General features: G+C 33.5%; 12 protein-coding genes. 3 read left to right on the forward strand and 9 right to left on the reverse strand.

Going from position 1 to position 12,551, the window contains the following annotated elements:
• Positions 1 to 448 precede the first annotated feature (448 nt).
• Complete coding sequence (locus EDD62_RS07155; protein WP_077139918.1) at positions 449 to 832, forward strand: YgzB family protein; 384 nt, start codon at positions 449 to 451, stop codon at positions 830 to 832.
• Positions 833 to 864: 32 nt separating this feature from the next.
• On the opposite strand, the gene perR is transcribed toward EDD62_RS07155, so the two are convergent.
• Both perR and bcp read right to left on the reverse strand, forming a co-directional pair.
• Positions 865 to 1,317, reverse strand: a complete 453-nt coding sequence (gene perR / locus EDD62_RS07160; protein WP_123808137.1) for a peroxide-responsive transcriptional repressor PerR — start codon at positions 1,315 to 1,317, stop codon at positions 865 to 867.
• An 82-nt stretch (positions 1,318 to 1,399) separates the two neighbouring features.
• Positions 1,400 to 1,852, reverse strand: coding sequence for a thioredoxin-dependent thiol peroxidase (gene bcp / locus EDD62_RS07165; protein ID WP_123808139.1), 453 nt, complete (start codon positions 1,850 to 1,852; stop codon positions 1,400 to 1,402).
• A gap of 92 nt (positions 1,853 to 1,944) precedes the next feature.
• Here bcp and EDD62_RS07170 point away from each other — a divergent pair, with 92 nt between their 5' ends.
• Positions 1,945 to 3,240 carry a glutamate-1-semialdehyde 2,1-aminomutase gene (locus EDD62_RS07170; protein ID WP_123808141.1) on the forward strand — a complete coding sequence of 432 codons (1,296 nt, stop codon included), beginning with the start codon at positions 1,945 to 1,947 and terminating at the stop codon, positions 3,238 to 3,240.
• Positions 3,241 to 3,368: 128 nt separating this feature from the next.
• Here the strand turns inward: EDD62_RS07170 and EDD62_RS07175 are convergent, their stop codons facing one another.
• The 5 genes from EDD62_RS07175 to mutY form a co-directional block, all read right to left on the reverse strand.
• The gene (locus tag EDD62_RS07175) at positions 3,369 to 4,010 is read right to left on the reverse strand and encodes a DNA-3-methyladenine glycosylase (protein ID WP_249037355.1); all 642 of its coding nucleotides are present in this window, start codon (positions 4,008 to 4,010) and stop codon (positions 3,369 to 3,371) included.
• Positions 3,952 to 5,559, reverse strand: a complete 1,608-nt coding sequence (locus tag EDD62_RS07180) for an FMN-binding glutamate synthase family protein (protein WP_123808143.1) — start codon at positions 5,557 to 5,559, stop codon at positions 3,952 to 3,954. Before EDD62_RS07180 ends, EDD62_RS07175 begins: the two co-directional genes overlap by 59 nt.
• Before the next feature lie 106 nt (positions 5,560 to 5,665).
• On the reverse strand, positions 5,666 to 7,402 hold the full coding sequence (locus EDD62_RS07185; RefSeq protein ID WP_123808145.1) for an ABC transporter ATP-binding protein: 1,737 nt from the start codon (positions 7,400 to 7,402) through the stop codon (positions 5,666 to 5,668).
• A 49-nt stretch (positions 7,403 to 7,451) separates the two neighbouring features.
• Positions 7,452 to 8,000, reverse strand: a complete 549-nt coding sequence (gene ntdP, locus EDD62_RS07190; RefSeq protein ID WP_077139912.1) for a nucleoside tri-diphosphate phosphatase — start codon at positions 7,998 to 8,000, stop codon at positions 7,452 to 7,454.
• A 61-nt stretch (positions 8,001 to 8,061) separates the two neighbouring features.
• Positions 8,062 to 9,090 carry an A/G-specific adenine glycosylase gene (mutY, locus tag EDD62_RS07195; RefSeq protein ID WP_077139911.1) on the reverse strand — a complete coding sequence of 343 codons (1,029 nt, stop codon included), beginning with the start codon at positions 9,088 to 9,090 and terminating at the stop codon, positions 8,062 to 8,064.
• A gap of 30 nt (positions 9,091 to 9,120) precedes the next feature.
• Between mutY and EDD62_RS07200 the strand changes: the two genes are divergently transcribed.
• The gene (locus tag EDD62_RS07200; RefSeq protein WP_123808147.1) at positions 9,121 to 10,089 is read left to right on the forward strand and encodes a metal-dependent hydrolase; all 969 of its coding nucleotides are present in this window, start codon (positions 9,121 to 9,123) and stop codon (positions 10,087 to 10,089) included.
• Between the two features lie 94 nt (positions 10,090 to 10,183).
• Here EDD62_RS07200 and EDD62_RS07205 read toward each other — a convergent pair whose 3' ends face one another.
• Together EDD62_RS07205 and EDD62_RS07210 are read right to left on the reverse strand one after the other, a co-directional pair.
• Positions 10,184 to 10,948 carry a hypothetical protein gene (locus tag EDD62_RS07205; RefSeq protein WP_123808149.1) on the reverse strand — a complete coding sequence of 255 codons (765 nt, stop codon included), beginning with the start codon at positions 10,946 to 10,948 and terminating at the stop codon, positions 10,184 to 10,186.
• Positions 10,949 to 10,960: 12 nt separating this feature from the next.
• Positions 10,961 to 12,550, reverse strand: coding sequence for a hypothetical protein (locus EDD62_RS07210; protein ID WP_123808152.1), 1,590 nt, complete (start codon positions 12,548 to 12,550; stop codon positions 10,961 to 10,963).
• Position 12,551: the final 1 nt, after the last annotated feature.

Raw genomic sequence — 12,551 nt, forward strand, 5'->3', positions numbered from 1 at the left:
CTTCTCTTCATCCCTTTAGGGAATGACTCTTCTATCGGAATTAACGTTGACTTTCTTGATTTAGTTTTCAATGTTCTATTTTGTCTCACAAGAATTAATTATACAGAAATCAAAATTGTTTTTCAAGTGTTAATTTTGTTTTTTAAAAATTAATTTCATCAAATGTAATCTTTGTCCTTTATTTGATGATTCCTTTGTGAGTGCATAAATTATTTTACACGATATCGCCATTGTCTTCAAGACCTAATTTACATTTAATTAATATTTTTAATTTCAATGTTTCGTCTCAAATTAGCGACTTAATTAATATATCAAATATTCTAATCCTGGTCAATCATTTGTTTAATATTTATTTACTTTATATATATGTGTATTGATTTTATTTATTGATTCATTGTCAATTCAAATTAACTTTAGTATTCTTATCTTATTAACTAGAGGTGATTATATGAAGAAAAATAGTAAAATTAATAGAATAAGAGGTTGGGCATTAGCGTTAGTCTTTATTGGTATGATAATAATGTACATTGGTGTCTTCTTCAGACAATATCCCATTGTATTTTCAATCTTTTTGATTATCGGTTTTATTCCTATTATTTTGAGCTTTATTGTCTACTTTTGGATTGGTATGTTAAGTACTAAAACGATACAAGTTAAATGTCCACACTGTGAACACTATACAAAAATGCTTGGACGTGCAGATATATGTTCAAATTGTAATGAAGCTATCACAATTGATCCAGAGCTTGACGGTAAGGAATTCAATGAAGATTACAACAATAGAAGAAAGCGTGAAAAATTACTTCAAGAAGATGAAAATAAAATCAATTAAAAAAACTGTTCCAATTAATTGGAACAGTTTTTTTAAGATTTACTAGTATTCTCTGCACATTCTGGACACAGTCCATAAACTTCCATTCTGTGATGTGTAATATCAAAATTAGTCACATGTTTTGCAAGTGTTTCTACTTCATTCAATGCTGGATAATTAAAGTCTGTAATTTTACCACACTCAGTACAAATAACGTGATAATGAGCTGATGTAATAAAATCGAATCTGCTCGATGCATCACCGTATGGCAATTCATTAACTAACCCAGTATCTTTAAATAATCTTAAATTATTATATATAGTTGCGACACTAATATTCGGGAACTCATCGACGAGTGCTTTATAAATATCATCTGCTGTCGGATGATCATCAGATTTAATCATGTAATTTAATACCGCTTGTCTTTGCGGCGTTATTCTGACACCTGTTTCACGTAACTTGTGAATCGATTCTTTCAAAATATCATGTTCAGTCGTGTGATGCATTGAACATTCACCTCACTTCGTATCAATTTCAATAGTACTATTTTAATCTTTATTAAATTTCATTGTCAATCATAAAAATTAATTATGCTTGTGCTATTTTAATTGCTTCAACGACTTCATCCATATGATTTTTAACTTTAACTTGGTCAAAACGTTTAACAATTTCATTCTGTTCATCTAATATGAACGTTGTTCTAACAATTCCTTTTGATTCTTTACCGAATACCTTCTTCAATTTATACACGTCTAATTGTTCCGACAATTGATAGTCTTCATCGACTAATAGTGAAAAGTTTAAATCATGTTTATTGATGAAGTTTGTATGCTTTTTAGCACTATCACCAGATATACCGTATACTTCTGCATTTAAAGATTTTAATGTATCTTTTATGTCTCTAAACATACATGCCTGTTGAGTACATGTCGGTGTATTATCTCTCGGATAAAAAAATAAAACTGTATACTGTCCTAATAAATCATTGTGCGAAACAATTTCATTATTTTCATTCATAAGTTCAAACTTTGGAAATTTCATAATTCAATCACTCCAGTTATTATTCATACTGTGACTATTTTAACATAATTTGATAAGATGATTGTATCTTATGATTTGAAAGGATGATATCAATGGATTTCTCTAAATCAGAATCACTAAAAAATATTAGTGAACAACATATATTAGGTGGTGTTAATTCACCATCAAGATCATACAAAGCAGTAGGAGGTGGTGCTCCAATTGTGATGGAACGAGGTAAAGGATCTAAGTTTTATGATGTGGATGGAAATGAGTACATCGATTATCTTGCGGCTTATGGACCAATTATTACTGGACACGCGCATCCTCATATTACAGAAGCAATAAAAAATGCTGCAGAAGATGGTATTTTATACGGTACATCGACAACACATGAAATTAAATTTGCTCAAATGTTACAAGATGCAATTCCTTCACTAGAACGTGTACGTTTCGTTAATTCAGGGACTGAAGCTGTTATGACGACGATTCGTATTGCAAGAGCGTATACGAAACGAAATAAAATTATAAAATTCGAAGGGTGTTATCACGGTCATTCCGACTTAGTACTTGTTGCAGCTGGTAGTGGTCCATCACAACTTGGAACACCTGATTCTGCTGGTGTTCCAATCGGTGTTGCGCAAGATGTCATTACTGTTCCGTTCAATGATATAGATCAATTAACAGAAGCGATTGAACACTTCGGTGATGAAATCGCTGCAGTCCTTGTTGAACCGATTGTTGGGAACTTCGGAATAGTGGAACCTTATGAAGGATTTCTTGAGCAAGTGAATGAAATTGCTCATCGTAATAATTCTTTAGTAATCTACGACGAAGTCATTACTGCGTTTAGATTTATGTATGGTGGAGCGCAAAACTTATTAAATGTACAACCAGACTTAACGGCAATGGGTAAAATTATTGGCGGAGGAACGCCAATCGGTGCTTACGGCGGTCGACTTGATATTATGGAACATGTCGCACCCCTTGGACCTGCATACCAAGCAGGCACAATGGCGGGAAATCCACTATCGATTCGTACAGGCATTGCTTGTCTTGAAGTATTGAAAGAAGACGGCGTATATGAACGATTAGAAAAACTCGGTCAACGTTTGGAAGAAGGAATTCAACAAGGTATTGATCAATACGGTATTAAAGCAAATATCAATCGACTTGTCGGGGCATTGACGATTTATTTCACTGAGGAAAAAGTTACTCAATATTCTCATGCTGAATCTTCTAACGCTGAACAATTCAGTGAATTCTTTAATTTATTACTGAGAGAAGGGATTCACCTAGCACCAAGTAAATATGAAGCTTGGTTTATTACGACTGAACATACAGAAGAGGATATCGAAAAAACGATTAAAGCAGTGCATCGTGTATTTGAAAAAATGTCATCGAAATAAATTTTATTCCATCAACAAATTTACTAATTTTGTTGATGGAATTTTTTTATCGTCTTATTCCATCTACAACTTCAACGATTTTGTTGACGGAATTTCTCTTCAAACAAAATAGCGATGAACACAATCGTTCATCGCCATACATCTTCCACGATATCTCTCTTTCGTCGTTTCGAAACACTATAATGACCTTTCACAGTAAATCGGTATAGATATTCTTTCGCTGTTTCTTTCGTGTCAATGCCAATTCGCTTTGACGCTTCAATTGATTTCGGTGTTTTACCATCCGACAACCAAAGCACGTCTGAATTAATCAATGTTCCATTATGTTCATCACGCTTCACGCCTAAACATTGCGTCACTTTGCCCGGACCTGTTGCTAAATCACTTCGTCCACGGCGTGATTTCATCGTGTCAATGCCGTGATTTGGTTCAATCGCACGAATTAATACTCCTTCTGGGACGCCATCACATTGTGTGACAACATTCATACAGTGCTGTCCATGCATTGAATAAATGTAAAAGTGTCCTGCTTCGTTGAAAATCTCATTATTCTTTTTATTTCTACCGACAAAACCGTGAGCCGCTTCATCATTATGTCCTAAATAAGCTTCAACTTCAGTAATGTAACCTGATGTATGAACACCATCAATAACACTGTGCACTTCCTTACCGAGCAATGACTTAGCAACATCTAATGTATCTTGATATAAATTAAGATTCAGTGCGTTGTCTAATTGTTTGCCACAACTTCGCTTTGTATTCATAACCATTTGCCACTTCCCCGTATTCATTGCGGTATGCGATATGACTTGCATTGATTTGAGTCGGCGTTGTTACTCCAACCGCTGCACTAACATTGTACAATCCTTCACTTAAAGCGATTAAATAATTCGTCACACGATACCTTTTCTCTTCAATCACAAGTCCTCGTTCTAACTTAGGGTTTGTTGTTGCTACGCCTACTGGACATTCATTCGTATGACATTGCAATGCCATAATACATCCGACACTCATCATCATACTTCTCGCAACTTGTATTAAATCGGCTCCAAGTCCTAACGCTATAGCTACTTTATCTGGAGTAATCAACTTTCCTGATGATATGATCTTCGTTCGTTCTCGTAAGCCATAATGTGTCAACATCATATCAACAATAGGTAATGCTGTTAATATCGGTAATCCAACACTATCTTCTAACTCTTGATAACTTGCCCCAGTTCCCCCTTCACCTCCATCAATTGAGATAAAGTCCGGTACAATATTGGTTTCCTTCATTGCTTGAACTAGCTGCTTTATATCATCAATATTGCCGACAACGATTTTGAATCCAACTGGTTTTTGACCGAGTTCTCTTAATTTCTGAACAAAGTATAGCAATTCATGACTATTATCAATGAATTCAAAGCGATTCGGTGAGTTAATTGTTTTGAACGGTTCAACGTTACGTATTTCAGCAATTTCTTCTGTCACTTTTTCACCTTCAACATGTCCGCCACGTGTTTTTGCACCTTGACCAAGCTTCAATTCAACAGCTTTGACGTTGTTTAATGCAACCTTCTTTTTATATAGTTCCTCACTAAACGTTCCATCTAAATTACGAACACCAAATAAACCTGGTCCAATTTGGAAAATTAAATCTGCTTCACCGTGCAAGTGATGTGGCGAAATACCACCTTCACCTGTGTTCATCCAGCTTCCTTTCGCATCGTGAATACCAATGGATAAAGTCTTGATTGCATTTTTACCTAATGCCCCATAACTCATTGCCGATTGTCCGATGAGACGTTGGAATGTGTGCGGATATTGTAAATCTTGACCGATCGTCACACCTTGTTCTTTCGGTATCAAATAAGGATCTACTGTCTTCTTTTCTTGGTGTTCTTTACGTGTAAAAATCGTATCTTCTTCAACCTCATAGATTTGAGTATGAATCTGTTCAGATTGATCGACATCAATTTCTGTACTTTGAAGTGGAAACATTGAATTATTAATATAAAATCCAGGCTGAGTAAAGTCACGCTGAGAACCAAATCCACCGATACGTGATTTATATTTACCTGCCAATACAACTGCCAAATAATCTTTTCTTGAGAATGGTCGTCCTTCATTGTCATTATGGAATAAATATTGTCTAATTTCTGGTCCGATTTTTTCTAAGAAATATCTTACCCGACCAAGCACCGGGAAATTTCTAAGAACACTATGCTGGTTTTGACCTGCATCCTTAAATCTAAAAAATAAAAAAGTCAATATAAGAAGTAGTATTATACTGATGATCAACACATTTGCAATAATTGCAACCCATGTTAGAAACGTCATAATTCGTTACCCCCAAATCATTAAATTCAACATTGCACAGTTAAACTCAATTAAATATTAACACAATTAAAAATTTTATCCATGAAAATTTTTAAAGCGCATACATTTATAAATCTTGGATTGAATATAAGTCATAATAATACTGTTTAGCTGCCATTAATGTTTGATGATTTCCTGTCTCGACAACTTCTCCATCTTTCAATACGACAATTTTATCCGCATGAGTGATGGTTGATAAGCGATGGGCAACAATAATGGTCGTTCTGTCTTTTGATAAAGTCTCTAACGTTTCTTGGATAATTGATTCACTTTCTAAGTCAAGCGCACTTGTTGCTTCATCCAATATGAGGATTGGAGGGTTTTTAAGAAACACTCGTGCAATTGCAATACGCTGCTTCTGGCCACCAGATAGTTTCACCCCACGTTCACCGACTTGTGTATCATAACCTTGTGGTAAGTTCATAATAAAGTCGTGCGCATTGGCTTGTTTTGCCGCTTCAATGACCTCGCCATCTGTTGCATTAGGCAATCCTAACAAAATATTCTCCTTAATCGTGTCACTGAATAAAACGTTATCCTGCATGACCATTCCGATTTGATCGCGGAGAGATTTAACCGTCACATCAGTAATTTTATAATCATCTATCTCAATAGACCCAGTCGTCACGTCGAAAAATCTTGGAATTAATGATATTAAAGTTGATTTACCTCCACCACTCATTCCAACGAATGCAACCGTTTCACCAGCTTGGATATCTAAGTTAATATCTCTTAACACATATGAATCATCATCATGATATTTAAACGTCACATCATTAAATCGAACATGACCATTTGATGCAGGTAATGGTATTGCATTCGGCTTATCTTCAATGTCATATTCCTCGTCAAATAGTTGGAACACACGGTCCATCGATGCAATACTTTGTGTAAGCATTGTTGAAGAACTTACTAGCCGTCTAAGTGGTCCGTATAAACGTTCCATATAGGCTACAAATGCTGCCAAAACACCTACTGTCAAGTTTCCTTGAATGACACTCATCGCACCGAAACCAATTACTAATAAAGGCCCAATATCAGTAATCGTATTCACAACCCCGAAGCTCAATGCATTCCACTTCGCATGGTCTGTTGCTTTATTTAAAAATTCTTTATTCTCTACTCCAAAACGTTTTGATTCATTAGATTCTATAGCAAAGCTTTTAACAATTGTCATTCCTTGAATTCTCTCATGTAAAAATGCTTGGACATCAGCAAGTGCTGCCGAGCGATTTCGTGTTAATTTACGCAATCTTCCAAAGAAAAACCACACACTTAATATGTAGAATGGGAAAATAATCATCGAAACTAACGTCAACTTTACATCCATCGTAAACATAATTGATAATGCAATGATAATCGTCACAAGGTCTAACCATACATTCATTAACCCAGTAATAACAAACGTTTTCGTCTGCTCAACATCATTAATGACCCGACTAATAATCTCACCGACTTTACGATCAGCATAAAACCTCACTGACAATGCTTGGAGGTGATCAAATAGTTTGTCTCGAATATCATACAATATTTTGTTCCCTGTCCATTGCGCTAAATACTGCCTGAAATATTCAATCGGTGGTCTCACAACGACAAAGATAAACATAAATACTCCAAGCATCATGAATAACTGATTAATTTTTTCATTTACGGTTAACGCATCGTTGATGATAATGTCATCAATAACATATTTAATTAAAAGTGGTATAAGTAACGGAATACCGAACTTAAATATACCAATGATAATCGTTAACACAACAAGTAACCAATATGGTTTCACGAATTGCATATATCTTTTAATCATAATCTATACTCCTCTATATAAAATAAACATCAACAAAAAAAGTTGATGTTTACCGTAATTGTTTTGTTTTAATATCGATAAATTTGTTGTGCCATACTTTTATAAAGTCAGGGGCAAATGGTCCTTTCTTCTCTTCAATCCAAGATTGGAGAATATCGACATTTTTGCGAACGACATAATCGATGTCATCAGAATATCTCATCCGCTGCTTGTGCAACTTATATTCATCCTCATCGAGTAAATGATACTTACCATCCGGATATACTTTAATGTCGAGATCATAGTCTATATACTTAATTGCTTCACCATCATAAATAAACGGCGAACTTAAATTACAGTAATAATAAACACCATCATCTCTAAACATACAAATGACATTAAACCAGTATTCACTATGGAAATATACGATTGCTGGTTCTCTGGTCACCCAAGTCCTTCGATCACTTTCCGTGACAAGTGTATGGTCATTTCCTCCGATGATAATATTATCATCACCATATAAAATTAACGTTTCACTCCATACACGATGAATATGACCGTTATGTTTATAACTTTGTATTCGTAGGGTCTCACCTTCTATTAAATTAACGTCCTCCATGTCATCACACTTTCTTCATCTATATCATTAATATACAAATTATATCATACGTACTCATGATTTAAGAATTGTTCTGTTCAAATGCTTCTTTGATTTTTTTCATACTCACACTCATTGGGTAGTTGTGTTTTTCATCAAGGACAATATGTTTCGAACCATCTGTTAAACATATGCCATAATGAACGGTTAAATGCCATACTTTATGAGTAAATATATGTTCTATTTCATGAACTGCTTTATCATAAATATGAATTCTTTCATTGATATGTTGTTCCACATGTTCTTCATCATAATAATCGAACATCGGAAATTGATACATATTTCTTAGTAGACCTGTCTTTGGACGTTGTTCAATAATTAACTCATCTTGTTTTGTTTTAATGACGAACACGTCATAATATTCATGCTGTTTTTTAGTCTTTTTCTTTTTCACAGGAAACTCATCAACACGATATGTTTCATACGCTTCGCAATGTTGTTGAACTGGACATTGTTCACATTTTGGTGCCTTCGGAGTACAAACTGTTGCACCAAGTTCCATTAAAGATTGATTAAAATCTCCTGCTTCAAGAGGGATCAATGTTTCAACTCTATCCTTGATATACTTCTTTCCTTTAGATGATACAACTTCATAAGGTTTACAATCGAGCCTAGAAAAAACTCGTACTACATTCCCGTCAACTGCCGGTAGTAATTGATTAAAGGCGATACTCATCACAGCGCCTTCTGTATAATCACCGACGCCTTTCAGTTGTCGAAATTGATTTGCATTATGAGGTACTTCACCACCATATACTGATTGAACTTCTTTAATCGCATCATGGAAGTGCTCTATTCGACGGTAATAACCTAACCCTTCAAAATACGGATACACTTCTTCAATCGGTGCATTAGCCAACGTTTCAATGGTTGGAAATTTATGAATAAATGCATTATAATAAGGTATCACAGTTGATACTTGAGTTTGTTGTAACATCATTTCACTCAACCAAATATAATAAGGATTTGACGTATGTCTCCACGGCAAATCTCGTTTGTTTACTTCATACCAATTCAGTAAATTATTCGCATATTGACTTTCATTATACATATTGTCACCTCATATAAGGAGTTGGATAGAATGGATACATTGACTCATACATGTATGGGTGTAGGTCTAGTTGCTTTCGGTACAATCGACCCATCGATACAAAGTACATCATTACCATTCATTATTACTGCAATTACCGCTTCACAAATACCAGATATTGATACTGTGCTTAAATTAACAGGTAACGCTAATTATATTACACATCATCGTGGATTTACACATAGTTTACCAATGCAATTAATATGGCCAATTTTAATTACTGCATTAATTTATTTAATCTTTAAAGATATCAATATATTGCACTACTACTTGTTTGCTCAACTCGGCGTGAGTCTTCATATCTTTGTAGATATTTTTAACGCATATGGTACCCAGGCTTTAAGGCCATTTAGCAATCAATGGATTCAACTTGCTGTCATAAATACGATTGATTACTTCATCTTATTCATGCATGGCATTGGTTTTATATTATGGTATTTCATCGGTCACGGATTTATCATTTTTACAATCATATATATAATTCTAATTTTATATTATATAAGTCGCTTTTATTATCAATATACAATTAAGAAATATATCCATCATTTTATCGATTCAGAAACAATCGAACAATATTTTATCGCACCAACAATGCGGTATAAAGTATGGCGTATTGCCATTCGAACATCTGAATATGATTACGTTGGAAGAGCACATGGGTTAACGATTAACTTTTACGACAAATTCAAAAGAAAAGAACCATTCAACTTCGAAAAATATCCTGAAATCAAACACGATAAAAATGTACGTGCCTTTATTCATTTTAGTCCATTTTATCGCTATGAATGGGATTATGCTCGAAATGAATTGCGATTCATAGACTTAAGATACCTTGAGAAAGGACATTATCCATTTGTCGCCATCGTTAAATATGATGATCAATTTAATGTACCAAGCTCATATACTGGATGGGTTTTTTCTGAAGATAAATTACAACAAAAAGTCCCAATTCAAAATTAATCATAATACTTCATTGGAAAGAGCCTAAATCAACGTTGATTTAGGCTCTTTATTAACCTTTATTAAAATTAATCCTAACTAACAGGCTGATACATTACTCATCTTGAGAAAGTTTCTTTAAACCTAAATAGCTATACACTGACCATATCGACAACATGACTAAAACCGCCAAAAACAAGACGTGTATAACAGTATTGAACAATTGATCATAACCTAACACGTAACTACTTTGTATACCATTCACCGTATAATACAATGGGTTAATATTCATAAGTAATATAAACCGTCCTAATGAATTCGGTAGCCAAAAAATAGGTGTTGAGAGTAACATAATTAAAGAGCAAATCGCAATAAAAACTTTATCGAAAGGAATTATTTGTAAAATAATAAAATAAATTAAAATTAACGGCATCATGAGTAATGTAAACATAATTGCAAAAAATATAATACTTAAAACTGATAAATTAAAATCAATTGATAATAATCTTAAGAAAATATATATGATGATGAGATGAATATATAAACTAAAAAAATGCGGAAACAGTCTTGAGAATAATTGATAATACAACGGTGTACTTGATAGCTTCCATAGTGAGTTTTTATTCGCATTTGTTCGATATAATTGAATCAGTAATAACATCACCCAAAACCACAAAATAAAACCGATCAATCTAAATACAGCCGTATGCCAAGATAATTCATCAACGCCTTTTAACTTGAGGAAAATCGTTAAAAGTATAAATAATGTCAACCCAATTACATTGAACATCAAATGGAGTTGATAATCTGTTTTAAATGACAAGATGGAACGTTTAAACATTTGAAGGAGAAGTTTATAATGTTGTTTTATTGTATCCATTCAATTCACCCCTTAATAATATAAAACGGTCCATAATTTATGCTTTTGTTGATATACAACAAACCCATTATTAACTCTAAATACAATTTGGCCATCATCAATATTATTTTTGAATTCTTTATCTAATGCTTTCGCTTTTTTCGCCTTCACAACAAATCCTATCGCTTCATCCGACCCATTGAATAGCATGCTGAAGTTCTGAGCCGCAACAGGTTGAATAAAATCATTACCTTCATCACCGATAAATAAGTGGTCACCATTTCCAGCTGTAAATATATTATCTTTACTTTCGCCAATAAAGTTATTTTGAATACGCTGTATACTTACCGGTGTAATGTCCATATATTGTTGTAAATCATCCATTGACTTTTCGTTATATAGTGCGGCTTTATTAATATAGATTAAGTCTTCTTTACTTAATTCAACGATATCTTGTTCTATTTCCACATTATAAAATTTTTCAGTATAGCTTTCTGTTAATAATGCAGCACCTACAGGTACATTAAATGCTTGTGATTTAGTCTTAATATGCTTATTTTCTGTCATCACAACGATGCCCGATTGTTCTGTAATTGTCGATTGCTCTTGAATCACTTTTTCTTCTGACGTCGGTATCAACCCTTGTTCTAATGGATTCAATGTAATGTTTTTGTATAATAAGAACATACATATACATAGCACGATTACACATAATCCAGTAAGTAATAATAAGTTGCGAATTCTCGGGTTCATCTGATAAAGATTTCGCCGCTTCAGACGACTCAAGTCTTCTGAATCAACGTCGGTTAAACTCTTTCTATTCTCAATCAACTTGTTATCTTGTGCCGAGAAAAAACTAGACTTATGTTTATTTTTTTCATAATAATAGTTGCGAATTACAGGATAAACGGTGCTCGCTTTACCATGTTCTCTAATTTGGCCATAAGATAACCATATTAATTCATCTGATTTATTTTTTAGAAATTCGAGTTGTTCACTTAATACGATCGATTTACCTTCTTTAGACATTTTTTGAATAAATGAATCATATAATGACATTTGTTCGTCATTTAAGTATAGCGATAAATTATGACAGAGTACTAAATTAAATTCACTTTGCTCAAGCAATTTCATTATTGTTATTATGTTTTGACCATATGTAAATGATGACAATGGTTTATCTGCTAATTCATCGAATTGAACATTCTTTTTATTCACACCAAACCCACTGTGCTCTTCATAAAGGTGTTGAACATTTATTTTCTTCAATGAAATATTACTATTAGTAATGATAGATAATTGTGAAGATATTTCATTAAGTGTGCTATGTTGGAAATGCTTCATAATGTATTCGATTGAGAAGTAAAAACTATTCGCAAAATAAGATGCTTGCCCTATATCAACTTGTTCATTTCGCCCGATAATATGTAACAAATGCCTTGCATCGATAATATCTTCACTATACAATCCATATACAGTATTTGGTTTGATGGTCAGGTTAATATTTTTTAGAAGTATTCTCTTTTGAACGCGTACTGGTAATAATTGATTTACAAATTGCTTAATCCCATGATGAGCATAATGAATTGTTGTAACATCTTCTAGTTTAACTAAATAATTCATA

Origin of the sequence: Abyssicoccus albus (genome assembly GCF_003815035.1) — a bacterium.
GTDB lineage: Bacteria > Bacillota > Bacilli > Staphylococcales > Abyssicoccaceae > Abyssicoccus > Abyssicoccus albus.

Bases quoted from the DNA above. Each gene is read 5' to 3' on its own strand.
- EDD62_RS07155 (WP_077139918.1), top strand. From the start codon at position 449: ATGAAGAAAAATAGTAAAATTAATAGAATAAGAGGTTGGGCATTAGCG.
- perR (WP_123808137.1), bottom strand. From the start codon at position 1,317: ATGCATCACACGACTGAACATGATATTTTGAAAGAATCGATTCACAAG.
- bcp (WP_123808139.1), bottom strand. From the start codon at position 1,852: ATGAAATTTCCAAAGTTTGAACTTATGAATGAAAATAATGAAATTGTT.
- EDD62_RS07170 (WP_123808141.1), top strand. From the start codon at position 1,945: ATGGATTTCTCTAAATCAGAATCACTAAAAAATATTAGTGAACAACAT.
- EDD62_RS07175 (WP_249037355.1), bottom strand. From the start codon at position 4,010: ATGGTTATGAATACAAAGCGAAGTTGTGGCAAACAATTAGACAACGCA.
- EDD62_RS07180 (WP_123808143.1), bottom strand. From the start codon at position 5,559: ATGACGTTTCTAACATGGGTTGCAATTATTGCAAATGTGTTGATCATC.
- EDD62_RS07185 (WP_123808145.1), bottom strand. From the start codon at position 7,402: ATGATTAAAAGATATATGCAATTCGTGAAACCATATTGGTTACTTGTT.
- ntdP (WP_077139912.1), bottom strand. From the start codon at position 8,000: ATGGAGGACGTTAATTTAATAGAAGGTGAGACCCTACGAATACAAAGT.
- mutY (WP_077139911.1), bottom strand. From the start codon at position 9,090: ATGTATAATGAAAGTCAATATGCGAATAATTTACTGAATTGGTATGAA.
- EDD62_RS07200 (WP_123808147.1), top strand. From the start codon at position 9,121: ATGGATACATTGACTCATACATGTATGGGTGTAGGTCTAGTTGCTTTC.
- EDD62_RS07205 (WP_123808149.1), bottom strand. From the start codon at position 10,948: ATGGATACAATAAAACAACATTATAAACTTCTCCTTCAAATGTTTAAA.
- EDD62_RS07210 (WP_123808152.1), bottom strand. From the start codon at position 12,550: ATGAATTATTTAGTTAAACTAGAAGATGTTACAACAATTCATTATGCT.